Below are 23,939 nucleotides of genomic sequence, written 5' to 3' on the forward strand. Positions count from 1 at the left end.
GCCCATCTCATGGGTCACGCAGATCATCGTCATGCCTTCTTCGGCAAGCTGGATCATGGTGTCCAGCACCTCTTTGATCATCTCGGGGTCAAGGGCTGAGGTCGGCTCGTCGAACAGCATGATCCGGGGTTTCATGCACAGCGAGCGGGCGATAGCGACGCGCTGCTGCTGGCCGCCAGACAACTGGCCGGGATATTTATGCGCCTGCTCCGGGATCTTGACCTTGTGCAGGAAATACATCGCGGTTTCCTCGGCCTCGCGCTTGGGCACCTTGCGGACCCAGATCGGCGCGAGCGTCAGATTTTCGAGGATCGTCAGATGCGGGAACAGGTTGAAGTGCTGGAACACCATCCCAACCTCTGACCGGACCTTGTCGATGTTCTTCAGGTCGGAGGTCAGTTCGGTGCCATCGACCACGATCTTGCCCTGCTGGTGTTCCTCCAGCCGATTGATGCAGCGGATCAACGTCGACTTGCCGGACCCTGACGGCCCGCAGATAACGATGCGTTCGCCGCGCATTACGGTCATGTTGATGTCGCGCAGCACGTGGAAGGTGCCGTACCACTTGTTCATCGCCTGAATCTGGATTGCGACCTCGTCGGAGACCTGCATCTTTGTTTGCGCTTCAGCCATTTTTGGTCCCCTAGCGATGGTCGGTCTTCAGCTTGTTTTCGAGATACATCGAGTACCGCGACATGCTGAAGCAGATGAGAAAGAAGATCGCGCCGACAAAGATGTAGGGCTCCCAGTAGATGCCCTTCCAGTTGATGTCGGCACGCACGATAGCAGTCACGCCGCGCAGCGGATCCAGCAGACCCACAAAGCTGACCAGCGTGGTGTCCTTGAACAGCCCGATAAAGGTGGACACGATGCCGGGGATCGAGATCTTGAGCGCCTGTGGCATGATGATCAGCCGCTGGGCCTGCCAGTAATCAAGGCCCAGGGCATCGGCAGCCTCGTACTGGCCGCGCGGCAGGGCGGCGAGGCCCCCGCGAACCACCTCGGCGATATAGGCGGCCGAGAACAGCGTGGCCAGAATGATCACGCGCAAGATCAGGTCGAAGTTGGTCTGCGGTGGCAGGAAGTATTGCAGCAGCAGCGAGGCGGTGAAGAGGAGGGTGATCAAGGGCACACCGCGGATAAACTCGATGAAGCCGACGGAGAGGGTCTTGATCAGAAACATGTCGGACTGGCGGCCAAGGGCCAGCATCAGGCCAATGGGCAAGGAAAACGTGATCGAGGTGACGCCGATCACAAAGGCCAGAAGGAAGCCGCCGAACTGGTCGGAGTTGACGGCCGGCAGGCCCAGATCCCACAGCGCCGTCAGCGGGCCGGAGACATAGCCTTGCAGCGCCAGCCAGTAGACGCAGGCCGCGACAAAGCCCAGCGCCGTGCCCATGACGACGCCCAGCCGTGGCGTGATCAGCCGGTAGGCGACGACCAGCACCGCAAAGCCCAGCAGGGTTGCCAGCGGTTTCCACACCGACCCGCCCCAGAGCAGGAAGAACGCGATCAGAGGATACAGAAGCGTCACCCAGATCAGCTGGCGGGGCATCATCCAGGCCAACCCGAGAAGTGCCGCCATCAGGACGATAGTGAAGAGGTCAACCGACAGTGGTGACGACAGGCTGAACATCGCCAGCACCGTCAGCCCGCCGGCGATGGCGACCATGATCGCCCCCTTGCGGTCGTTCCAATACAGAACCGGCGCCAGTGCCACGAACAGCAGGCCAAAGGCCAGCACCGGGCGCCAGTAGCTGTCTTGCGGGTAGAAGCCGAAGATGAACTGGTGCCAGCGGGCGTTGATCATCGCCCAGCAGGCACCGTCAGTGCCGCCATTCGCGGCGATGATGTCGCGGCATTCGCCCAGCGAGCTGGCTGTCCAGACGCCGTTCAGCCACCAGGGCAGCGACGTTGACAGGATGTAGTAGATGGCGGCAAAGCCGAGCAGGGTCAGCGCGGTGTTGAACGGGCCGGAGAACAGGTTTTCGCGCACCCATTTCACCGCGCCGCGTTCGGTGACTGGTGGCACCTGGGCGGGCAGCATGGCATCGCGGACGAAGGCGTGTTCGGTCATCTCAGCGCTCCTTCAGTTTGACGGAGGCGTTGAAGGCATTCATCGCCGAAGAGATCAGCAGGCTGATGGTGAGGTAGATCAGCATCATCAGAAGCATGCATTCCAGCTCACGCCCGGTCTGGTTCAGGGTGATGCCGCCGAGGGTGCCGCGCAGGTCAAGATAGCTGACCGCGATGCCGAGCGAGGTGTTCTTGGTCAGGTTCAGGAACTGCGAGATCAAGGGCGGGATGATCACCCGCAAAGCCTGCGGCAGGATGATCAGGCTCATCGTGCGGCCGGGGCGCAGGCCCAAGGCAAAGGCCGCTTCGGATTGGCCACGGCTGATCGCCATGATCCCGGCGCGGACAATCTCGGCGATGAAGGCACCGGTGTAGAGCGAGAGCGCGATCAGAAGCGCGGTAAAGGAATGCGCGACGGCCAGGCCGCCCTGAAAGTTGAAGCCTTTAAGGGCAGGGTATTCCAGATGAAAGCCCATCGCAGCCAGCAGCAGAATGGTGGGCGCGAACAGGATCAGCAGGCTTTTCCACCAGATCACCGGGCGGATGCCGGTGGCCTCTTGTACCGCCTTTGTGCGGCGCAAAAGCGCGCGGTTGACAAGGACGGAGCCGATGATCACGGCAAGGGTGGCCAGCACCGAGAAGTTGACGGGGATGTTCCACACCTCGAACCCGCCAAGCGGGCGATCGAGCAGTGGGGCGGGGATGTTGGAGCCGCGGTTGGTGATGGCGACCGAATCCCACAGGTTCATCGTGGCGGCAGGCGCTTCGCCCGCAGCGGCCATCTCGTCTGTCACCCGGAAATCCTTGGGGGCCGGGCGGATTTCGGACAGGATCACATAGACCAGGATGATCCACAAAAGCAGCGGCACGTTGCGGAACGCCTCGACATAGACGGTCATCAGACGACCAACGAGCCAGTTCTTCGACAGACGCAGCACGCCGACGAAAACCCCGATCACCGTGGCGAAGATACAGCCAAAGAAGGCGACGACGAGGGTATTCAGAAGCCCGATGATCGCGGCGCGGCCATGGCTCATGTCGTTGTTATAGGGGATCAGCTGCTGGTCGATGTCATATCCGGCCCGGCTCCACAGAAAGCCGAAGGCAATGTCCTTGTCCTTGGCGGCAAGGTTCTGGATCGTGTTATCCGCGAGCCAGCCCAGGAACAAAAGAAACAGGATCAGCACGATGACCTGAATGGTGATCGCGCGAAACCGCGTGTCGTAGATGAGCATGGAAAGCCGGAAGCCAGTGTCCGGCGTATCGGTGGCAAGCGCCATTGTGAAACCCCCTGCCCCGGACCGTGCTTCGGCTTTGGCCGATTATAGCGCAGGGCAGGCCCCGCGCGATCCGAGATGCGTCGTGAAGAAGAAGGGCGCGCCTTACGGCGCGCCCGGATGGTCTTTCGTTCAGCGCACCGGCGGTGCGTACTGAAGGCCGCCTTGGGTCCAAAGCGCGTTCAGACCGCGTGCCAGACCGATCGGGGTGGACGCCCCGATGTTGGCCTCGAAGATTTCGCCATAGTTGCCGTTGGCAGCAATCGCGTTGCGAGCCCAAAGCGCATCAAGGCCCATCATCTTGCCCATGTCTTCTTCACCAACGCCCAAGAGACGCTTCACTTCCGGATCGTAGGAAGCATCGGCTTCTGCCGTAGCGACGATTTCGCCGATATTGGCTTTGGTGATGCCTTTCTCTTCCGCAATCAGGAGAGAGAAGTAGACCCAGCGCACGATATCGCCCCACTGGTTGTCGCCATGACGCACCACCGGACCGAGCGGCTCTTTCGAGATGATCTCGGGAAGGATGATGTGATTTTCGGCATCTGCCAGAGTGGCGCGCGAGGCAGCAAGGCCCGACGCGTCAGTTGTGTAGGCATCGCAAGCGCCGGCAACATACTGGCGCTGCGCTTCGCTGTCGTCGGCCACGGTCACCGGAGTGTAGGTGATGTTGTTCGACTTGAAGAAGTCAGCGAGGTTCAGTTCGGTGGTCGTGCCGGTCTGGATGCAGACGGTGGCACCATCAAGTTCCTTGGCCGAAGACACGCCGAGGTCCTTCTTCACCATGAAGCCCTGACCGTCATAGTAGTTGACGGCGACGAAATCGAACTTCAGGTCGTTGTCGCGGCTGAAAGTCCAGGTCGAGTTGCGGACCAGCAGGTCCACTTCGCCCGAAGCCAGCGCGGTGAAGCGGGTTTCGCCCGTGGTTGGGACGAATTTGACTTTCGAAGCATCGCCGAAGATCGCCGCAGCAATCGCCTTGCACAGCGAAGCATCGAAGCCCTGGTATTCGCCATTGGCATCAGGTGCGCCGAAACCGGTCAGGCCAGTGTTCGAGCCACAGATCAGCTCGCCGCGCGCTTTCACGTCGTCAAGGGTCGTGGCGGCTGCCATCCCCGAAACCAACGCTGCGGCAGCGAGTGCGCCGAGGAATACGGATTTGTTCATTCTTACCTCATCCTGAGTTTACCGTTCTTCGCGAACGGCGTTTTTTGGTGCCCTGCGAAGGTTCGCGGGGGCGAAACTGTTGGAGGTGAGCCTCTCCCAGTGCCAGACAGTTTCGGCGAAAGCGCTTTGAAAGGTCAAGCGGGTCGCTGATCTATCAGGAAAATCGCCAGATTACATTGACTTGGCTGGTTGCTTTGGCAGCTGGAGGCAGCACTGCACTGAATTTGAGCAGGATTGTCACCCGCACAATGCAAAGAATCGGTCTGCCTGCAGGAAGGCAGCCTGCTTCAGGGCCTCGTGCGCAGCGGCATCTTCGTCTGTGCCCCAAAGCTCGGCTTGCCATAACTCGTCGATCCGGCTGAGGGTCCAGGCCTTGTCGGCGGCCAGGTGGCGGTGGGTAACCGCAAGCGCCAGAACGAGCGAACCCGAGATGGCAACAAGGTCGTGGAAGGCGGCAAGCTGGAACGGCGTGAGGCAGGCCACCAGCGCGTGCAGGGCAGTAAGGCTGCTGTCAGGTTGTGCGATGTGGATCAGCCCGGCAGTGACGTTCAAAGGCGCGCCAAGCCGCTGTGCGGCCCAATCGAGCAGGGGATCCCAGCCCACGGCCTGCCGCGCCACCAGATCATCAGGCCCGGTGGCACGGTAGCACAGCAAATCGGTGCCGCCATAAGCCGCCAGCATGTCGACCACCTCGTCAAACTGCACTGCGACCTTGTCGATCACCGAATTCGCGGCACGGGTGCAGGGCATGGTGCGCGGATCGACCTTGCCAGTCTGCGCATCCCATTCGTCGGCAATCGCCTGCGCCATCGCACGGGTTGGCAAGACCAGGGCCGCCTTGGCGGGGGTGCGCACGGGCCTTGCGTCCAGACGCACGGTAAAGCCGCCAGCGCAGGGTTCGGCCGTCGCATTGGCCCAGAAACGCTTGGTTGCCCAGGCGGTCATCTGCCCGTCCTCATCTGCCCGTCCTCATCTGGCCGTCCTCATCTGGCCGTCCTCACCTTATCGCCTCGAAAGGATCGGCGGGCACGTCGGCTTCTTTCCAGTCCATCAGTTTCCAGGTGCGGACCATGTGTTCAGGCAACGGCGCAGTGAAGGTCAGCATTTCCTTGGTGATCGGGTGTTCGATGCTGAGGCTGCGGGCATGCAAATGCAGCTTTTTCGACAGGTCGCCGCCGATGGATGCGCCCCAGCCATCGCCTTCGTTTTCCTGCGCCGAGCCGCCGTATTTGCCATCGCCAAGGATCGGATGCCCGATTTCGGCCATGTGGGCGCGCAGCTGGTGGGTGCGGCCGGTGACCGGCTCCAGCGCCATCCACGACAGGCGCGCGCCGAGGAACCAGAGGGTGAAGTAATCGGTCTGGGCGCGTTTCGCTTCGGGGTGGTCGGCCATTTTGGCGGGGTGGACGCAGACCATCTTTTCACCCTCGCCGCCGCGACCATGGCCCGGGGCCTTCATCAAGCCGAACTTGATCGAACCCTTGCGCGGATGCGGAACGCCGGCGACCACGGCCCAGTAGATCTTGCGCGCGGCCCGGTGGCGCAGCGCTTCGCTGAGCGCACGGGCGATGCGGTCGGTGCGGGCCAGCATCAGGACGCCGGAGGTGTCCTTGTCGAGCCGGTGGACCAGCTTGGGCCGGTCCTTGAAGCCGAACTTCAGCGCCTCGGTCAGCCCGTCGACGTGGCGGTCGCCCTGGCCGGAACCGCCCTGGCTGGGCAGGCCCGGCGGTTTGTTCAGAATGATGATATGCTCATCCTTCCACAGCACGGCGGCCTGGATCATCTTGGCATCGGCGGCACTGACGCCACCGTCACGCGGGCGGCTGGGGGCCTCAGTGTCGGGCAGGGGCGGGATGCGGATGGTCTGGCCGGGCATAACGCGGTCAGACGCCTTGGCACGCGCGCTGTCGACGCGCACCTGCCCGGTGCGGCACATCTTTTCGACGGCGCCTTGGGTGAGTTGCGGGAAACGGCGCTTGAACCATTTGTCGAGGCGCTGTTCGCCCTCGTCTTCGGAGACCGTCAGAAGTTTCACGCCACTCATGTCAGGCCTCGGGCTAGGGCCGCGCCAAGGGCTACGGCAACAAGGGACAGAACCACCGACCCGCCGACATAGGCCAGCGCGACCGTCGTCTGGCCCGCCGTCCACAGCTTGAGCGCATCAAGCGAAAATGCCGAAAACGTTGTGAAGCCGCCAAGCACGCCCGTCATCAGCAACGGCGAGAGCGAGGTGCGGCTGGACAGGGTCACGAACAGGACCCCCATCGCAAAGCTGCCGACAACATTGACGACAGCAGTACCAAGCGGCGCGCTGACCACAGCCGTGGTCAGATAGCGCAGGAGCGAGCCGATGGCACCGCCGAGGGCAACTTGGGTCAGGGTCAAGATCATCGGGGGTCTTTGTGCCCCCCAGCGGGATTTGTCAACTTCGCCAAGCTACGAAGCTGGCGTCCAGGGTGGGGATCAGTTGCCCTGCCGCTTGGCGCGCAGCTTGGCGAAGTAGTCGATCCGCTTCTTCAGCTCGCGTTCGAAGCCGCGCTCGGGGGGCAGGTAATAGACCGGGCGCTTCATGCCATCCGGAAAGTAGGTCTGCCCGGAGAACCCGTCTTCGGCATCGTGGTCATAGGCGTAGCCGGCACCATAGCCGATCTCCTTCATCAGCTTGGTCGGTGCGTTCAGGATGTGTTTTGGCGGCGGATGGCTGCCCGTGTCGCGCGCCGAGGCGCGGGCGGCCTTGTAAGCCGTGTAGACCCCGTTGGATTTGGGCGCGAGCGCCAGATAGACCACCGCCTGCGCCAGCGCCAGTTCCCCCTCGGGGCTGCCAAGGCGTTCGTAGGTTTGCCAGCTATCAAGACAGATGGCTTGCGCCTGCGGATCGGCCAGCCCGATATCCTCCACCGCCATGCGCGTCAGGCGGCGTGCGAGGAAGCGCGGATCTTCGCCGCCCTCCAGCATGCGCGCGAACCAGTAGAGGGCAGCATCCGGGTCAGAGCCGCGGATGGATTTGTGCAGGGCGGAGATGAGGTTGTAATGTTCCTCGCCGGCCTTGTCGTACTTGGCCGCGCGGCGCATCAAGCGGGTAGCGAGGGCATCGCGAGTGAGGCTTTCGGTAAGCGACCACGCGGCGACCTGTTCGATCAGGTTCAAAAGGGCGCGACCGTCACCGTCAGCCATTTCCAGCAGCGCCTCGCGCGCTTCACCCTTCAGGGGCAGCGCGCGGCCAAGCTCGCGTTCGGCCCGCTGTGCCAGAAGCTCCAGATCGGTGAGGGTGAGCCGCTCCAGCACGATGACCTGGGACCGCGACAGAAGGGCTGCGTTCAGCTCGAATGAGGGGTTTTCGGTAGTGGCGCCAACCAGAAGGATAGTTCCGTCTTCCATATAGGGCAGGAAACCGTCTTGCTGGGCCTTGTTAAAGCGGTGAATCTCGTCAACGAAAAGGAGTGTGCCCTGACCGTTCTGCCGCCGTATCTTAGCTTGCTCGAATACTTTCCGAAGGTCGGGGACCCCGGTGAAGATTGCCGAAATCTGCACGAAGGCCATATCGGTTTCGTCGGCCAGAAGGCGGGCAATGGTGGTCTTTCCAACACCAGGCGGCCCCCAGAAAATCACCGAGGACAGGCTTTTTGCCGCCAGCATCGCACCCAAAGGGCCGTCGCTGGACAACACATGCGCTTGCCCGATGACCTCGGACAGCTTGCGCGGGCGCAACCGGTCGGCCAAGGGGCGTGGACCTTGTGGCGGGGCGGCAGTGGTGTCGAAGAGATCGGCCATCAGCGCAGTCTAGGCCCGCTTTTCGGCAAGCAAAAGCCGTAAGCGCAGCTTGCCCGCATTTGCGGGGCGCCGGGGATGGCAACAGGTCGCCTGGTGGTCTGCCCGTTGCGGGACCGGGGCTAACATATGCCAGCATCAGTGAAGCTTTGCGGCCATGTTGATTGACACGCAGACGCAATCCAGACCGCCGATATCCATGATCGGGCCTGCAGGTTCGCAATCAAGACCAACACGACGGCCAAGACGGCGGGAATTTTCCGGAATAAGACCAAGCACGGAGGTTGCACCCAAAGCGCGCGCCGAGATCACCATTTCATGGCGCAATTGCAATTGCACCCGCAGCCGCAAATTGGCCGGCACCGATTCCGAAACGAAAACCCGGCTGCTTTCCCAGATATGATCGGCAATGGGCGCCTGCTCATAAAGCAGATTGGTCGGGATGCTTTCCAACAGACCCTTCTGCGCATCGCGGATCATATAGGTGTATATTCCGCAGCGATGCGTTGTGGGTGTCAGCCGGATGCCAGCCAGAACTTCGCCATCTTGATGAACGGCGACCCAACGGCTTGCCGGGGTGTCATACTGATCGAACTCCATGCCGTTGGAATGCGGCAAGTCCCATTTGTTCTGAACGATAAAGGCCTGGTGGCGGGCCCGAAACATATTGGCGAACAACTCGCCGTGGTTGTGCAGATTTTCGTACGACAGCGTCGTGACTTCCATATCTTACGTCTCCTTCTGGTGGCTGGTAGAACCTTTCAGAGGGGAGCCGCACTTGCCTAAAGCATTCGATATTCCCGCGCTTTCCTGAGCGCTTCGGATGTTGTTCGCGCCTCCAATCGAATGCGCGCAGATGTCAGTCGTGCTTTGAAGGCACTTTCCGATATCCCCAACTTAGCTGCGGCGGCAGTGTGACGATCCCCATTTGCAATGCATTCCAAAGCCTCGATCTGCGCTCTGGTCAGTTCGGATGGCGGTTTGGCCGCGATATGCAGACGCGCTGTTATATCACTTAGCACAGCCATTTCCGCATCCGTAAACTCTCTGTCGGCGCGACAGATTCCCGTCATCGAACGCGACGTAATGGGGCCATATGACGACACCGCACCAAACTTCATTCCGTGCCCAGCAGCCTTTTTGAGCAATCCAAAAGGATCGGGAAGCGGAATCTCGCTCCACCGGCGGGTGCCCGTCGTGCCGATGCCCCAAAAAACTAACGGATCGCGCAGATAGTATGAATTGGCGTTGTAATACGCGACCCATTTGGCCGGATATCGGCTGTAATACACCAGAGGCGTGGCAAAACGGATATGGAGGCCCACAGCATAGCCTTCGGGTGCCAGTTGGTTCAGCTCTTCATACAACTCTGTCAATCGCTTACTCTGTGACATCAACCTGGACAGTCCCGATTTAGGAATCGCTCAACCCTAGACCGATTTCTTATGGTCTGCCAGACACACGGTTAAAAGTCCATTACTGTGATCAAGCCTTGCACGGAACTAAGCAAAGTTCGCACAACAAAACGGAAAGGCCCGCATTTCTGCGGGCCTTCCGGTCAGTGATGGTGGCGGTGGCTGGTCGCCTCAGGCCTGATCTTCTGCAGAGGTGCGCGCATGGTCGGCGGCACCCTTGGCGGACGGATCGCGGTCGACGAACTCGATGATCGCCATCGGGGCCATGTCACCATAGCGGAAGCCGGCCTTCAGCACGCGCACGTAACCACCCTGACGGGTGGCATAGCGGGGGCCGAGGATCTCGAACAGGCGGGCGGTGTGCATGTCCTGCTTCAGCTGGGCATGGGCTTGGCGACGGGCGTGCAGGTCGCCGCGCTTGGCCAGCGTGATCAGCTTTTCGATGATCGGACGCAGTTCTTTGGCTTTGGGCAGGGTGGTCTTGATCTGTTCATGTTCGATCAGCGAGCCGGCCATGTTGGCGAACATCGCTTTGCGATGTTCGTGGGTCCGGTTCAGCTTGCGATAGCCGCTTGAGTGACGCATTTTCTATCTCCTCACGCGTGTTTTGCTTTGTCCGGCGGGGCCTACGTGTGGCCCCGCTCACCTTGGGCTTGCGCCAGTCATTCCCCGCACCGGGCGGGCATTTTTAGAAGGGTGCGTGGCTGCCACGCACCCCGATTTCAGAACTGGTCTTCGAAACGCTTGGCCAGATCTTCGATGTTCTCTGGCGGCCAGTCTTCGACGTCCATCCCCAGATGCAGACCCATGCCCGACAGCACTTCCTTGATTTCGTTCAAGGATTTGCGGCCGAAGTTTGGGGTCCGCAGCATTTCTGCTTCGGTTTTCTGGATCAGATCGCCGATGTAGACGATGTTGTCGTTCTTCAGGCAGTTGGCGGAGCGGACCGAAAGTTCCAGCTCGTCGACCTTCTTCAGAAGCAGCGGGTTGAATTCGAGGCCCGCATCAACTTCGCCCAGTTTGGCCGATTCCGGCTCATCGAAGTTGACGAAGATGCCAAGCTGGTCTTGCAGGATGCGTGCAGCATAGGCCACGGCATCATCCGGCGTCAGGCTGCCATCGGTTTCGACCTTCATCGTCAGCTTGTCATAGTCCAGCACCTGGCCCTCGCGGGTCGGGGTGACTTCGTAGGACACTTTCTTGACCGGCGAATAGATCGCGTCGATCGGGATAAGACCGATCGGCGCATCTTCGGGACGGTTCTTGTCGGCTGCGACATAGCCCTTGCCGGTATTGACCGTCAATTCCATGAACACATCGGCACCGTCATCGAGATGGCAGATCACGTGATCCTTGTTCAGAATCTCGATGCCATTGCTCTCTGAAATGTCGCCAGCGGTCACCACACCCGGACCCTTGGCCGAAATCGACAGGCGCTTTGGCCCTTCGACTTCCATCTTGATGCTGACGCCCTTGAGGTTCAGCACGATGTCGGTGACGTCTTCACGCACACCGGCAACGCTGGAAAACTCGTGCAGGACGTTGTCGATCTGGATCGAGGTGATGGCCGCGCCTTGCAGCGAGCTCATCAGCACGCGACGCAATGCGTTGCCGAGGGTGAGGCCAAAGCCCCGCTCCAGCGGCTCGGCGATCACTGTCGCGGTGCGGGCGGCATCTGCCCCCGCCTTCACGACAAGCTGCGTCGGCTTGATAAGTTCCTGCCAGTTTTTATGGATCATGCTGAAGCCCCTATACTTGTCCGCTGCCGATGTCCGAAGCAACAGGACGCCCGAGGATCGAAAACGACGAAAACCGGGCCGCGAGGACAACCCCCGCAGCCCGGCAGAAAATCTTGTGTCAGACCCGACGGCGCTTTGGCGGACGGCAGCCGTTGTGCGCAAGCGGCGTCACGTCACGAATGGACGTGATGTTGAAGCCGACAGCAGCCAGCGCGCGCAGCGCGGACTCACGGCCCGAACCGGGGCCTTGCACTTCGACTTCGAGCGTCTTCACGCCGTGTTCCTGCGCCTTGCGGCCCGCGTCTTCGGCGGCCATCTGGGCGGCGTAGGGCGTCGACTTGCGCGAACCCTTGAAGCCCATGGTCCCCGAGGAGGACCAGGCGATGGCGTTGCCCTGAACGTCGGAGATCAGGATTTTGGTGTTGTTGAACGAAGAGTTCACATGCGCCACGCCAGCGGCGATGTTCTTGCGCTCTTTCTTCTTCGTGCGGGAGGCCTTGGTATCGCGTGCCATGTTTCGGCCCCCTTATTTCTTCTTGCCGGCAATGGCCTTTGCGGGGCCTTTGCGGGTGCGGGCGTTGGTGTGGGTCCGCTGACCGCGCACCGGAAGGCCCTTGCGATGACGCAGGCCACGGTAGCAGCCAAGGTCCATCAGACGCTTGATGTTCATCGAGGTTTCACGACGCAGGTCGCCCTCGACGGTGAAGTTTGCGTCGATGTATTCGCGGATCGCCAGCACTTCGCTATCGGAAAGCTGGTTGATACGGCGAGCCCGGTCGATGCTCAGCGCAGCGCAGATTGCCTCTGCGTTGTGCGGACCGATTCCGGTGATGTAGGTGAGCGCGATCGGAACCCGTTTCGCGGTCGGAATGTTGACGCCAGCAATACGTGCCAAACGTTTCGTCCTTTTCTGTTGCGGTTCCGTCGTGCCAGAACCTTTTTTCACAACTCCGTCAGGGGCCTGACCCCGACGATCCGAACTCCCAATAGGGGAGGCCCGCATGGCGATTCCACCGCGGGACGCCGTGCATTAGGGGCTTTTGACCTGCCCGTCAAGGCCGCGGGGCGAGGATTCTCACGCTTTGTCAAGAACCTTTGCAATCGCGGCGGCAACTGCATCGACTTCGGCCAGACCATCGACACCCGTCAGCTGCCCCTTGGCGTAATAATAACCGATCAGTGGCGAGGTCTTCTTGTAGTATTCCATGAGCCGCGTCTTCAGCGCCTCTTCGGTGTCATCGGCGCGGCGGCGCAGATCATGGCTGCCACAGGCATCACAGACGCCCGGCACCTTTGTGGGATGGGTGACATCATGGTAGACACTGCCGCAGTTGCCGCAGGTCGTGCGCCCGGTGATACGGGCAACCAAGGCCGCATCATCAACCTGCATCTCGATCGCTGCATCAAGCGCCTGACCGTTGCGCGCCAGCATTTCAGCCAGCGCATCCGCCTGCTTCAGGGTGCGGGGAAAGCCGTCGAAGATGAAGCCCCCCTTGGCACCCTGGGCAAACTTTTCCTCGATCAGGCCGATCACGATGTCATCGGTGACCAGTTGGCCCCGCTCCATCACCTCGGCGACACGCCGGCCCATCTCGGTGCCCGAGGTCTTGGCCTCGCGCAGCATGTCGCCGGTGGACAGCTGCACCATGCCACGGGTGTCGACCAGTCGTTTGGCCTGCGTGCCTTTGCCGGCCCCAGGCGGGCCCAGAAGGATGATGTTCGGCATCAGGACTAACGGCGGGCTGGCGCTTTGGGTGCACCAGTTCGTTTGCGGCCACGAAGCTGTGACTTTTCAATCAGGCCTTCATACTGATGCGCCAAGAGATGCGACTGGATCTGCTGGATCGTGTCCATCGTCACCGAAACCACAATCAGCACCGAGGTGCCGCCGAAGTAGAACGGAATCCCGACCCGCGAGATCAGAACTTCGGGCAGCAGGCAAACGAGGGCCAGATAGCCCGAGCCAAGCACAAGGATGCGGTTGACCACATATTCCAGATACTCTTCGGTCTTCTTGCCGGGACGAATGCCGGGGATGAAGCCATTCTGGTTGCGCAGGTTATCAGCGACTTCGTCCACCTTGAACGACACGTTCTGGGTGTAGAAATAGCTGAAGAACACGATCATAGCGGCCAGGAATACCAGATGAAGCGGCTGACCGTAGCCAAGGTTGGCCGCCAGCCAGGACAGCACCGGGTTGGTCGAACTGCCCGAGAACGTGCTGACCGTGGTCGGCAACAGCAGGATCGACGAGGCAAAGATCGCCGGGATCACGCCGGCGGGGTTCACCTTGATCGGGAGGTGCGAAGAGCCGCCGTCGTAGACCTTCATGCCCACCTGGCGGCGGGGGTATTGGATATGGATCTTGCGCAAAGCGCGCTCCATGAACACCACGAAGGTAATGACCACCACCACCATCAGGATCACGCCAAGAATCACCGGGGTCGACAGTGCACCTGAGCGGCCTTGGGCAAAGAACTGTGCCAGCGCGGCGGGAATTTCGGCCACAATGCCGACGAAGATGATCAGCGAGATGCCGTTACCGATGCCGCGTGCGGTGATCTGTTCACCCAGCCACATCAGGAACATGGTGCCACCGACCAGCGTGATCACGCAGGAGGCCACGAAGAACGGCCCCGGCGAATGCGCCAGCCCGCCGCCCTGGATCGACATGGCGATGCCGTAGCCCTGGAACAGCGCCAGAGCGACGGTGCCATAGCGTGTGTATTGGTTCAGCTTTTTGCGACCCTGTTCGCCTTCCTTGCGCAACTGCTGCCACGGCCCGTACATGGTGCCCAGCAACTGCACGATGATCGAGGCGCTGATGTAGGGCATGATGCCCAACGCAAAGATGCCCATGCGGCTGATCGCGCCGCCGGTGAACAGGTTGAGCATGCCGCCCAACCCCTGCCCCGCCTGCGCCATGAATTCGCGCAGCTGTTGGCCGTCGATGCCCGGCACCGGGATGTAGGTGCCCAAGCGGTAGACGATCAACAGGCCAATGGTGAAAAAGATCCGCTGGCGAAGATCCGTCGCCTTGCCAAGCGCACCCCAGCTGAGGTTCGCGGCCATCTGTTCTGCGGCTGATGCCATGTCCAGACTCTTTCCGAGACGAGGTCTCTTTCATGCACAGCGCCGCCAAACCGTTCTCCGGTCGGCGGCGCGGGAAAACTTGGTAAGGATGTAAGCGACCTTCCGGTCGCTCACAATCCCTTATTGCGCCTTGCGCTTCACCTTATTGCGCCTTGCGCTTGGACTTTCCGTGAGGCTCCAGCACCGGGGCAACCGTAAGGGTCCCGCCTGCTGCCGCAACCGCCTCGACCGCCGCCGCAGATGCGCCGGTGACAACCAGCGTAACCTTGGTGGTGATCTCGCCCTTGTTCAGGACACGGATGCCGTCAAGCTTGGTCGAGGTCAGGCCGGCTGCGATCAGCACGTCCTCGGTGATCTCGTGCTTGGCATCGAGCTTGCCCAGACCGATGAACTTTTCGATCAGTCCAAGGTTGATAACGGCATAATGCTTTTTGTTCGGCTTGTTGAAGCCGCGCTTCGGCAGACGCCGATACAGCGGCATCTGGCCACCCTCGTAGCCGCCAATGGCGACCCCCGAACGGGATTTCTGACCCTTGATACCACGGCCAGCCGTCTTGCCCTTGCCCGAACCTGGGCCACGGGCCACACGCTTTTGCTTTTTGGCAGCGCCGGGGTTGTCGGCGAGTTCATTCAGTTTCATGTCGCATTCTCCTTTGCCGGAGGTGCCCTTGCTGCGACGGCAGGGGCAAACACGGCGTTTCTTGTTGATTCTGTGGCTATGGAGGGCCACCGGGGGCGTATAGACTGACGAACGCAGTCATGCAAGTTTGCTGCTTGGCGTTTTCGTGGCCCGTTTTTTCAAGGTTGGCACCTGCCGTTCGATATGCCAACCGGCATGGCGGGGTAGGTGTCCGTACCTTACGATTTGCAAGCGGCGCGGACCCTTCTGACGATGGTGTCCAACGCGATCCCGCCTGCGCCGCACACTGAAATTGCGATCAGTCCACCGGCCATGGCCAAGTCCTTCTCAAAGTGCAGCAACTCATTCTGGCTGGAGAAATCGGTGTGAAACAACAAAGCGGTAGCGATGCAAAAGAGCGCGAGAAGCAGCGCGCCGATCCGCGCATACAGGCCCAGAGCAACAGACAGACCGGCCCCAAGCTGCAGCGCGATCGTGAGGAGCAGGATCGGCGCCGGGATCCCGAGCTTGGCAAAGGAGGCCATTGCGCCGCCAAAGTGCGTTGAGAGCGTGATCCCTTCGTGAACGAAAATCAGGGAAAGGAGGAGCCGCGCGGCCAGAAGCGCCACGGAAATCTGGCGTTGACCGAGGAGTGGATGCGAGAGTGTCATGGAGATCCAAGGGGTGTTGGGTGGGCAGGCATGAAATGATGCCTGCCCACCGGTTTCAGTTTCCTGCCTTTGCGGTGATCACCGCTTGCAGGTCTTCAAGCTCATCACAGCCAGAAGGGCACAGGCTTTTGAGGATTTCCAACTGCTCGTTCGCCTTGGCCAGATCGTTGGTCTCGACGTAAAGTTCGCCCAAATACTCGTGCGCGGCCTTGTGTTCGGGCTCCAGTTCCAGCGCCTTGGTGTAATAGGACAGCGACGTCTCAAAATCGCCGGTCTTGCGCAGCGCGAAGCCCATCAGATTGTAGACATCGGCCTGCTGGTTGTCTTCGGCCAGATCGCGCAGTTCTTCCAATGCGGCAGGATAGTCTTCTGCCGCAATCTTGGCGCGGACGGAGGTAAGGTCCGGTGCCGTCGTCGAATTCGGATCGTCGACGGCAAGCACTGGTTGCGCCACAAAGCAGGCCAGCGAAACGCTGAGAGCGCACAGGGTTTGAAGGAACAAGTAATTCGACATGATCATAACCTTTCTTGCTTGCTGGGTCAGCTTTGAACCGTGGGCGTGAAACCGTATGCGTTGCCGTCCTTGACGAACGTGCCGGTGCCGGGGAACGGAAAATGCGAGCCGGAAATCTGGATGTTGTCGGCAATGACGCGGTCGATCAGGCGGCGGCGCGTTTCCACTGCCATCGGTCCGTCCATATCGTAAGCGCCTTGCCATTCCGGATGCGGAGCAAGCAGTGCAGGAACATACATCGTATCGGCCGAAACCATCAACTGGTCGCTGCCCGAGTCCACCAGAAACACCGAGTGACCAGCCGTGTGTCCTGGTGCTGCGAGCATGTGGACGCCCGGCAGAACCTCGGCACCGTCGTCGACAAGCGTCCAGTTCTTCCATGTTGGAAACACCGAGGCGATACGTTTTCCGGCGGGTTTGCGGCCTTCGGGCAGCAGCGCCAGACGGCTGGGATCGGTCCACCAGTTGTATTCGACCGCATTCACAATGAGTTCGGCATTCGGGAAGATCGGGGCGTTGGTGCCTTTTTCCATCAGGCCCCAGATGTGATCCGGGTGGAAATGCGAGATGACGATGGTGGTGATGTTCTTGTAGTCGATGCCGGCGGCGGCCATGTTGGCGGGCAGGTTGGTCGCATTCTCTTGCCATTGACCGACGCCCGAACCCGCATCCATCATCACCAGCCGGTCGCCGATCTTGAGCACCATGACCGTGACCGGAATTGGCATGAATTCGCTGGGCAGACCGGCGGCAACCAGCGCTGCCTTGGTCTCATCCACGGTGGCGTTTTTGATGAAGGTCGGGTCATGCGGCTTGCGCCAGATCCCGTCATAGATCGCCGTAACTTCGATATCGCCGATCATGTATCGGTAGAAGCCGACGCTCGGCTCGTCCGCCATTTCGGCAAAGGCTGGCCCGATGAATTCAAGTTTTGTCGAAAGGCCGAAGGCAGCGGCGGCTGTGGCGGACCCAATGATGCTGCGGCGGGTGAAATTGGTCATGGTCGTTACTCCTGAATGGACGAGGTAGCGTCAATCGTGCGGCGCGGCGGATCTGCCGAACTCGTCAACAAGATCAGGGGATTGGGCGGTTTATTCCGATGAGATGGGATGTTTCTTATAAGCATTTGATAGATATCACTTAAATTCAGTTTCGTTGAAAACTGCCCGCGAACACGAATTTCTGCCAGGGGATGGAATAAACGAGCGGTCTGAACCGTCTGGTAAGGCAGGGGCTGTTTCGTGCGGGACATGCCTTGGCTGCGACAAGGCAAAGCTGGAAGGCGACGGGCGGAAACCATGGCCAAGACTGGACCACAAAACAGGCCCCGGCCTGTGGGAATGCGTTAGCCGATGGACGATGCCAACAACCATTTGTCCGCGCCAACGCCGCCTGCGGAACAGGCCCAGATCACCCTTGCCCGGTTCCATGAGACGGTTCTGCCGCATCTGGATGCGGCCTACAATTTCGCGCGCTTCCTGTCGCGCGATCCCGACGCATCGCAGGATATCGTGCAGGAATCGTTCCTGCGGGCCTATCGCAGCTTTTGGCAGTACCGGGGCGGGGATGCGCGGTTCTGGATCTTTGCCATCGTGCGAAACAGCTATCGCAGCTGGGCGCAGGGCGAACGGCGCAAGGCCCGGGTAGAGTTTCCGTTACCGGGCAATCCCGACAGCGGCAACGAGGCCGAAGGGCCTGCGGCACACGCTTTTGCCTGTGATCAAGACACGCCGGAGATGGCGCTGATCCGCAAATCTGAATCGCTGCGAGTACGCGAGGTGATTGGAATGCTTCCCGAGGCAATGCGCGAAATTCTGGTACTGCGGGAATTCGAGGATTTTTCCTACCGACAGATCTCGGAGATCATCGAAGTCCCGATCGGAACGGTGATGTCGCGGCTGGCGCGGGCGCGGCACGAATTCGGCTTGGCTTGGAAAGCCCTCGGCAACGATCAAGGATCTCTGTCATGAACGAGCCAATTTCACTGTCCTGTCCAGATTGGGCCATCCGCTTGCACAGCCTGGCGGATGACGCGTTGGACCCGGAGACGACGCTTGCGATGGAGCGCCACATTGACGGGTGTGATGCGTGCAGGACCGCCTTGACCGAAATTCAGACGATGAAACGGCGCATCAAACAAGATGAAGTTCGCTGGGCCGCACCCGACGCGTTGCGTACGTCGATCGCCTCGGCGGTCGCACTCGAGCATTCTCAGGCGGTGAAAGTGGCCCCGCAACCAACGGGCGTCTCGGGGCCAACCCTCTTGACGCGTGTATGGCAGCTGGTGGGCCGCTGGGGCGCTGCGCCTTCGATGGCTGCGCTTGGCTTTGCTATCATCCTGACGTTCAATCCGGTTCGGGACGGTGGGCTGCAGCAAGAGGTGCTGGCCAGCCATATTCGGTCGATGCTCGCCAATCATCTGGTAGACCTGCAAACGTCGGATCAGCACACGGTTCGGCCCTGGTTCAACGGTAAGGTCGATTTTTCGCCGCCGGTTGTGGATCTTGCGGATCAGGGGTTTCCGCTTGTCGGGGGCCGGGTCGATTATCTGGGCGGGCGTGTGGTGGCGGCATTGGTCTATCGGCGGAACGACCATATCGTGAATCTATTCGTATGGCCCAACCACGGGCCTGTGCAACCGCTGCGAACCAGCACTTTGGATGGCTACAGCTTTGCCAGATGGTCAGCCGGCGGGCTGTTGTTCTGGAGCGTTTCGGATGCCTCAGCCACCGACATGAGCGCGTTCCACAAGCTTTACAGTGCAAGAACCGGTTTCTAGGCCGACCAATCTTCCGACTATGACGATGGGCCGGGTTACATAATCGGGACCAGCACCAGTTTTCGATCTGAGCCCGCAGCAAACGCTTCGTGCGCCGCTTGCGCATGGGTCAAAGGCAAGCAGGTTGCGGACTCGGGCGCCAGAAGGCCTACTGCTGTATCGGCAAACACCGTAGCAGCGCGTTTGCGCAGTGCCGCGACAGTGGGCACGAAATCGCCCAGAGACGTACGCGAGATTCGCAAGGATCCGTTTATGTCGGCATCAAAGTATCCCGCCAGTCGCGCCACATCAAAGGCTGGAACCGGGCCGGACGCGAGACCATAGCTGACCAGATCTCCGCGGGTTCTAAGGCACTTCAGGGCCTCCAGAAAATGGACCCCGCCCAATGATTCATACGCTACGTGGCATCCTGCGGTCAGTGCCACGACCTGTGCAGAAAAGTTCTGGTCACCGGGCGACATGGCGTGATCCGCGCCTGCAGCAATGATGGCGGCGCGGCGTTGCGGACTGCGGCTGGTGCCAATAACCTGCGCCCCAAGCGACTTTGCATAAGCCAGTAGAAACCGCCCCACGCCACCTGCCGCTGCGTGTACCAAAACCCACTCGCCACGCTGAATGCGGTGGGCATCGTGCGCAAGATAATGCGCCGTCATGCCCTGCATCAAAACAGTGGCAGCTTGCACAAAGCTGACACCGTCGGGCACCGGAACCACCAGATCCTCGGCAACGACTGCATATTCCGCATATGCGCCCGGCATCGGGCCGGCATAGGCAACGCGGTCGCCTTCGCGAAAAATGCTTGGACCGGGGCCAACTTTGACCACGATGCCGGCGGCTTCTATGCCGGGCACGAAGGGCAGCGGCAGGGCTGGATAAGGCGCACCCTGCCGGTGCTGCAAGTCCACGAAGTTAACACCGATCGCCTGTTGCGCAATCAGCACCTCGCCGGGGCCTGGCTTTGGAACCGGCCGTTCGACCGCACGCAATACGTCCGGCCCGCCGACAGCTTGAATCTCGATAGCTAGCATCGTGCCAATCCTTTCGGGATCATGAAATGCGCTTTCTCATTTGCCGACCAGCTTGAACGCGTGATGCATCTTGCCGGTCTTGTGCGAGTGAACCACCCAAGCCAGACTCATCGCCTCAAGCCAGCGCGCGTTTTCGATGCCGCCCAGGTCGACGACCGGCCAGCCAAACGCGACCAACAGGTCGGTCACCACTTGTTTTGCCTTGGCGTCTTCACCAGCGATGAACATATCCGGATCACCGCCGCTGAGCGCTGGATTGACCATTACCTCGGCGAGGACCGTATTCAGCGCCTTGACCACGAACGTATCGGGGACCAGTCGCTGAATGCGTTCACCAAGGGAATCCGTAGTGCCCACAAACAAGCCCGGTCGCCCCGAGGAAAAGTCGAGAGGGTCGCTGGCGTCGATCAGCACTTTGCCCGCAAGGTTGACAGCACCCGCCAACCGCACGACATCTTCGGCAGCTGTGCCCAAGGCGGACAGGATGGCGACATCGGCAAAGCTTGCCGTTTCGGCAAAGGTGCCGGTGGCGGCGTTGCTTCCGCCCTGTGACAGCCATTCGTCCAGCTTGCCCGGCGTGCGCGACCCCACCATCACCCGATGTCCAAGCCGCAGAAACCCCCCGGCCAAGGTGCGCCCTGCCGGGCCTGATCCAAGAATTCCGATGGTTTGCATGGTCAATTCACCATCCAAAGGGCTGCGGCCGGAAATCAGCCCAGGAATCGTCGAGAAAGTAGGGGACGGTCACGCCGCCCGGTGACACGATGGTGTCAATCTCGGCCAACAGCTCTGCGTGCAGGGTGACCGCTTGTGCGGCCAGTTGCTCGGCAAACTGTGCTACGTTGCGCGGGCCTAGCACGACACTTGCAATCCCCGGTCGTTGCAAGGTCCAGGCAAGGCTCATCGCGGTAAGGGTGATGTCGGCCTTTTCGGCCACGGCAGACAAGGCTGCAACGGCAGCATCGGCGGCCGGGGTGAAATGCCGCGCACCCCAGGCCGCATCATCACGAGAAAGCCGTACCTTGGCGTCATTCCCATGCAGATACTTGCCGGTCAGCAAGCCACCAACCAGCGGCGACCAGACGGTCAGGCCCACGCCATTGGTCAGGGCTGCGGGAACAAGCTCGCGCTCGGCGCGCCGGTCCAGCAGGCTGTATGCCGCCTGTTCGACAACGGGCCGGTTCAGATGCAGGTCTTTTGCACACCACAGCGCCTGAACCATCTGCCAGGCGGCAAAGCTGGACGTGCCGATTGACAGGATCTTGCCTGACCGCACCAGATCATCGAGGGCGCGCAAGGTTTCATCAATTGCGGTCTGGGTGAACGGGCGGTGGATGTAGTAAAGGTCGACGTAATCAGTGCCCAACCGCCGCAAACTGGCCTCGCAGGCCGCGATCACGTTGCGCCGCGAGGTGCCGCCAGCGTTGGGATCGGTGGGGTCCATCGGCACGGAAAACTTTGTGGCCAGCACGATCTTCGCCCGCCGCTTTCCCAGGGCGCGACCCAGAATCTCCTCCGACCGGCCACCTGTGTAGCAGTTTGCGGTATCAAAGCTGTTGATCCCGGCCTCGATCGCCATGTCGGTCAGACGCACCGCCTCGGCCTCGTCAACCAGGCTGCCGAACTGCATGCTGCCCAGAGTGAGCGGGCTTACCTGCAACCCGGTCCGCCCCAATGTGCGCAGTGGTAATGTCATGATTTATCTCCGTAATATGCTATCTTTTGATCGATCTTCTCAAGAAAGGCTCCCAGTTCAGCCATCGCCGCCGTCATGCGGGCGCGATGGCTTTGCAGCACCGCGATCTTGCTGCGGCGGCCAGCCTCGCCGCGCTTTTCGGCGGCGACAAATGCCCGGATGTCCGCCAGGGGCATGCCGGTGGCCTTGAGCAGGGATACAAATCTGATCCAGCCAAGGTCACTTTCCGAATAGCGCCGATGGCCACCGCCATTGCGCCCGACACTGGGTAGGATCCCGGCCTTTTCATAGTAGCGCAGGGTATGCGCCGTCAGTCCCGACTGTGCTGCTGCCTGGTCGATCGTGTACATTCCGTCACCCGTGAACCAATGATGCAATCCGTCTACAACTTCGAGCACACTCGAAGTCAATGCGGTGATTCATAATTGTTTGCCGGCAGCCGTTGCCTTCTTTGGCCAAGGTGAGGCGCGAAGGTCAAAGCAACCAGAGCTTGTCATTCTGATCGACGGACTCCGGCGGGCTTCCACGAACTACATGTTCCCAGAAGTCGACCTGACATGCGCGGTGGTCATGACTCTGGGAGACAATGAACAATCCGATGCGCCGACAGCGGATCGAAATGTCCTCGCACCATATCACACAGCAAAACGCCCCACCTTGCGGCGGGGCGTTTGTGATTTGCCTAGGGTGCGCTTCAGCGCGCCTTCCGCCTAGCCACGCTCTTCGATGATGGTCACAAGATGCGAGATCTTGTTGACCATGCCGCGGACGGAAGGTGTGTCTTCCAGCTCACGCGTGCGGTTCATCTTGTTCAGGCCCAGACCCTTGAGGGTCGCGGTCTGTTTGGCCGGGCGGCGGGCGGCAGAGGCCACCTGCTTGACCACGATGGTTTTCTTATCCGCCATGATCAGGCCTCCACCACGTCTGCTTCGGGCTTGCGCAGGATCTCGGCCACTTTCTTGCCGCGGCGTGCCGCGACCTGACGGGGGCTGGTTTCCTTTTTCAGGCCGTCGATGGTGGCGCGCACCATGTTGTAGGGGTTGGACGAGCCGATGGCCTTGGCCACCACATCCTGCAGCCCCAGCATTTCGAACACGGCGCGCATCGGGCCACCGGCGATGATGCCGGTACCGGCAACGGCGGTGCGCATCACGACTTTGCCGGCGCCGTGGCGGCCTTCCATGTCGTGGTGCAAGGTGCGTCCGTCACGCAGTGCGACGCGGATCATCTGGCGCTTGGCCTGTTCGGTGGCCTTGCGGATCGCCTCGGGCACTTCCTTCGCCTTGCCCTTGCCGAAACCAACACGACCGCGCTGATCGCCGACAACGACGAGTGCGGCAAAGCCAAAGCGCTTGCCACCCTTGACGGTTTTCGACACGCGGTTGATCGCGACCAGACGGTCGGCGAATTCCGGCGTTTCTTCCGGGCGGTTGTCGCGGCGGTCATTGCCCCCACGATTGTCCCGGCGTTGTTCACGTTCTGCCATATGGCATTCCTTCAATGGTGGCGCTTAGCCCGCGCCGTACATGGCCAATCCTAGTGCGGTCCGGATCAGGTCCGGGGCCCGGATCATCGGGGGGACGCGAACGTCCCCCGCGTGTCTTAGAACTTCAGGCCACCTTCACGCGCAGCATCGGCCAAGGCCTTGATCTTGCCGTGAAACAGGAACCCGCCGCGGTCGAAATAGCATTCCTCGAACCCAGCCTTCTTGGCACGTTCGGCAATCGCGGCACCGATCTTGGCCGCTGCCTCCACGTTGTTCTTGCCGACCACGCCGAATTCCTTCTCCAGCGAGGAGGCCGCCGCAATGGTCACGCCCTTGACGTCGTCGATCAGTTGGACCGAGATGTTTTTGGACGAGCGGTGGACCGACAGACGCAAACGCCCGTGGGACGTTGCCTTGATCTTGTTCCGTACGCGCATCCGGCGCTTCAGGAACAAATCTCTTTTTGTGTTCGCCATGATTTGTTCCCTTACTTCTTCTTGCCTTCTTTGCGGAACACGAATTCACCCTTGTAACGGATGCCCTTGCCCTTGTACGGCTCTGGCTTTTTCCATTCACGGATGTTCGCGGCGACCTGACCAACCTGCTGTTGA

At 60.8% G+C, this 23,939-nt stretch carries 30 protein-coding genes; 2 read left to right on the plus strand and 28 right to left on the minus strand.

Features of this window, described 5'->3' with window-relative positions; translation table 11 throughout:
• From RMO18_RS09445 to RMO18_RS09540, 20 genes are all read right to left on the minus strand, one after another.
• Positions 1-633 (minus strand): amino acid ABC transporter ATP-binding protein (locus RMO18_RS09445; RefSeq protein WP_309665485.1); only part of this gene is annotated, 633 nt, incomplete at its 3' end.
• Positions 634-643: 10 nt separating this feature from the next.
• The gene (locus RMO18_RS09450) at positions 644-2,047 is read right to left on the minus strand and encodes an amino acid ABC transporter permease (protein ID WP_405054038.1); all 1,404 of its coding nucleotides are present in this window, start codon (positions 2,045-2,047) and stop codon (positions 644-646) included.
• A 31-nt stretch (positions 2,048-2,078) separates the two neighbouring features.
• The gene (locus RMO18_RS09455) at positions 2,079-3,356 is read right to left on the minus strand and encodes an ABC transporter permease subunit (protein ID WP_309665489.1); all 1,278 of its coding nucleotides are present in this window, start codon (positions 3,354-3,356) and stop codon (positions 2,079-2,081) included.
• Positions 3,357-3,485: 129 nt separating this feature from the next.
• Positions 3,486-4,520 carry an amino acid ABC transporter substrate-binding protein gene (locus tag RMO18_RS09460; RefSeq protein WP_309665491.1) on the minus strand — a complete coding sequence of 345 codons (1,035 nt, stop codon included), beginning with the start codon at positions 4,518-4,520 and terminating at the stop codon, positions 3,486-3,488.
• A 237-nt stretch (positions 4,521-4,757) separates the two neighbouring features.
• A complete protein-coding gene (locus tag RMO18_RS09465) occupies positions 4,758-5,465 on the minus strand; it encodes an ATP12 family protein (RefSeq protein WP_309665493.1) in 708 nt (235 codons plus the stop codon).
• A gap of 52 nt (positions 5,466-5,517) precedes the next feature.
• On the minus strand, positions 5,518-6,564 hold the full coding sequence (locus RMO18_RS09470; protein WP_309665495.1) for an RluA family pseudouridine synthase: 1,047 nt from the start codon (positions 6,562-6,564) through the stop codon (positions 5,518-5,520).
• The gene (locus RMO18_RS09475; protein ID WP_309665497.1) at positions 6,561-6,911 is read right to left on the minus strand and encodes a CrcB family protein; all 351 of its coding nucleotides are present in this window, start codon (positions 6,909-6,911) and stop codon (positions 6,561-6,563) included. Before RMO18_RS09475 ends, RMO18_RS09470 begins: the two co-directional genes overlap by 4 nt.
• A gap of 72 nt (positions 6,912-6,983) precedes the next feature.
• A complete protein-coding gene (locus RMO18_RS09480; RefSeq protein WP_309665498.1) occupies positions 6,984-8,291 on the minus strand; it encodes a replication-associated recombination protein A in 1,308 nt (435 codons plus the stop codon).
• Positions 8,292-8,426: 135 nt separating this feature from the next.
• The gene (locus RMO18_RS09485) at positions 8,427-9,014 is read right to left on the minus strand and encodes an acyl-homoserine-lactone synthase (RefSeq protein WP_309665500.1); all 588 of its coding nucleotides are present in this window, start codon (positions 9,012-9,014) and stop codon (positions 8,427-8,429) included.
• 56 nt (positions 9,015-9,070) lie between these two features.
• The gene (locus RMO18_RS09490; RefSeq protein WP_309665501.1) at positions 9,071-9,664 is read right to left on the minus strand and encodes an autoinducer binding domain-containing protein; all 594 of its coding nucleotides are present in this window, start codon (positions 9,662-9,664) and stop codon (positions 9,071-9,073) included.
• 210 nt (positions 9,665-9,874) lie between these two features.
• Positions 9,875-10,288 (minus strand): 50S ribosomal protein L17, encoded by a 414-nt coding sequence (gene rplQ, locus RMO18_RS09495; protein WP_309665502.1) that lies wholly within the window; start codon positions 10,286-10,288, stop codon positions 9,875-9,877.
• 137 nt (positions 10,289-10,425) lie between these two features.
• Positions 10,426-11,442, minus strand: a complete 1,017-nt coding sequence (locus tag RMO18_RS09500) for a DNA-directed RNA polymerase subunit alpha (RefSeq protein WP_309665503.1) — start codon at positions 11,440-11,442, stop codon at positions 10,426-10,428.
• A gap of 118 nt (positions 11,443-11,560) precedes the next feature.
• The gene (gene rpsK, locus RMO18_RS09505) at positions 11,561-11,956 is read right to left on the minus strand and encodes a 30S ribosomal protein S11 (protein ID WP_309665504.1); all 396 of its coding nucleotides are present in this window, start codon (positions 11,954-11,956) and stop codon (positions 11,561-11,563) included.
• 12 nt (positions 11,957-11,968) lie between these two features.
• Positions 11,969-12,337 carry a 30S ribosomal protein S13 gene (gene rpsM / locus RMO18_RS09510; protein ID WP_309665505.1) on the minus strand — a complete coding sequence of 123 codons (369 nt, stop codon included), beginning with the start codon at positions 12,335-12,337 and terminating at the stop codon, positions 11,969-11,971.
• Positions 12,338-12,517: 180 nt separating this feature from the next.
• Positions 12,518-13,168: an adenylate kinase gene (locus RMO18_RS09515; RefSeq protein ID WP_309665506.1), complete on the minus strand. Its 651-nt coding sequence runs from the start codon at positions 13,166-13,168 to the stop codon at positions 12,518-12,520.
• A gap of 5 nt (positions 13,169-13,173) precedes the next feature.
• A complete protein-coding gene (secY, locus tag RMO18_RS09520) occupies positions 13,174-14,535 on the minus strand; it encodes a preprotein translocase subunit SecY (RefSeq protein WP_309665507.1) in 1,362 nt (453 codons plus the stop codon).
• Positions 14,536-14,677: 142 nt separating this feature from the next.
• Positions 14,678-15,175, minus strand: a complete 498-nt coding sequence (gene rplO / locus RMO18_RS09525; protein WP_309665508.1) for a 50S ribosomal protein L15 — start codon at positions 15,173-15,175, stop codon at positions 14,678-14,680.
• Positions 15,176-15,393: 218 nt separating this feature from the next.
• Entirely contained in the window at positions 15,394-15,825 is a 432-nt protein-coding gene (locus RMO18_RS09530) for a DoxX family protein (protein ID WP_309665509.1), read from the minus strand.
• Positions 15,826-15,880: 55 nt separating this feature from the next.
• The gene (locus RMO18_RS09535) at positions 15,881-16,339 is read right to left on the minus strand and encodes a tetratricopeptide repeat protein (RefSeq protein ID WP_309665510.1); all 459 of its coding nucleotides are present in this window, start codon (positions 16,337-16,339) and stop codon (positions 15,881-15,883) included.
• 26 nt (positions 16,340-16,365) lie between these two features.
• Complete coding sequence (locus tag RMO18_RS09540) at positions 16,366-17,340, minus strand: MBL fold metallo-hydrolase (protein ID WP_309665511.1); 975 nt, start codon at positions 17,338-17,340, stop codon at positions 16,366-16,368.
• Positions 17,341-17,691: 351 nt separating this feature from the next.
• Between RMO18_RS09540 and RMO18_RS09545 the strand changes: the two genes are divergently transcribed.
• Positions 17,692-18,309, plus strand: a complete 618-nt coding sequence (locus RMO18_RS09545; protein ID WP_309665512.1) for a sigma-70 family RNA polymerase sigma factor — start codon at positions 17,692-17,694, stop codon at positions 18,307-18,309.
• Entirely contained in the window at positions 18,306-19,118 is an 813-nt protein-coding gene (locus RMO18_RS09550; protein ID WP_309665515.1) for an anti-sigma factor, read from the plus strand. Before RMO18_RS09545 ends, RMO18_RS09550 begins: the two co-directional genes overlap by 4 nt.
• 35 nt (positions 19,119-19,153) lie before the next feature.
• Here RMO18_RS09550 and RMO18_RS09555 read toward each other — a convergent pair whose 3' ends face one another.
• From RMO18_RS09555 to rplF, 8 genes are all read right to left on the minus strand, one after another.
• Positions 19,154-20,146, minus strand: coding sequence for a zinc-binding dehydrogenase (locus tag RMO18_RS09555; RefSeq protein ID WP_309665516.1), 993 nt, complete (start codon positions 20,144-20,146; stop codon positions 19,154-19,156).
• Between the two features lie 36 nt (positions 20,147-20,182).
• Positions 20,183-20,821 (minus strand): NAD(P)-binding domain-containing protein, encoded by a 639-nt coding sequence (locus RMO18_RS09560; protein WP_309665517.1) that lies wholly within the window; start codon positions 20,819-20,821, stop codon positions 20,183-20,185.
• A 7-nt stretch (positions 20,822-20,828) separates the two neighbouring features.
• On the minus strand, positions 20,829-21,842 hold the full coding sequence (locus RMO18_RS09565; protein WP_309665518.1) for an aldo/keto reductase: 1,014 nt from the start codon (positions 21,840-21,842) through the stop codon (positions 20,829-20,831).
• Complete coding sequence (locus RMO18_RS09570; protein WP_309665519.1) at positions 21,839-22,192, minus strand: MerR family transcriptional regulator; 354 nt, start codon at positions 22,190-22,192, stop codon at positions 21,839-21,841. Before RMO18_RS09570 ends, RMO18_RS09565 begins: the two co-directional genes overlap by 4 nt.
• 360 nt (positions 22,193-22,552) lie before the next feature.
• On the minus strand, positions 22,553-22,747 hold the full coding sequence (rpmD, locus tag RMO18_RS09575) for a 50S ribosomal protein L30 (protein ID WP_309665520.1): 195 nt from the start codon (positions 22,745-22,747) through the stop codon (positions 22,553-22,555).
• Between the two features lie 2 nt (positions 22,748-22,749).
• Positions 22,750-23,328, minus strand: a complete 579-nt coding sequence (rpsE, locus tag RMO18_RS09580) for a 30S ribosomal protein S5 (RefSeq protein ID WP_309665521.1) — start codon at positions 23,326-23,328, stop codon at positions 22,750-22,752.
• Positions 23,329-23,444: 116 nt separating this feature from the next.
• Positions 23,445-23,804, minus strand: a complete 360-nt coding sequence (gene rplR, locus RMO18_RS09585; RefSeq protein ID WP_309665524.1) for a 50S ribosomal protein L18 — start codon at positions 23,802-23,804, stop codon at positions 23,445-23,447.
• Between the two features lie 11 nt (positions 23,805-23,815).
• On the minus strand, positions 23,816-23,939 hold a 124-nt coding region (gene rplF, locus RMO18_RS09590; protein ID WP_405054039.1), incomplete at its 5' end, for a 50S ribosomal protein L6.

Origin of the sequence: Tabrizicola sp. (assembly GCF_031377265.1) — a bacterium.
GTDB lineage: Bacteria > Pseudomonadota > Alphaproteobacteria > Rhodobacterales > Rhodobacteraceae > JAUYQR01.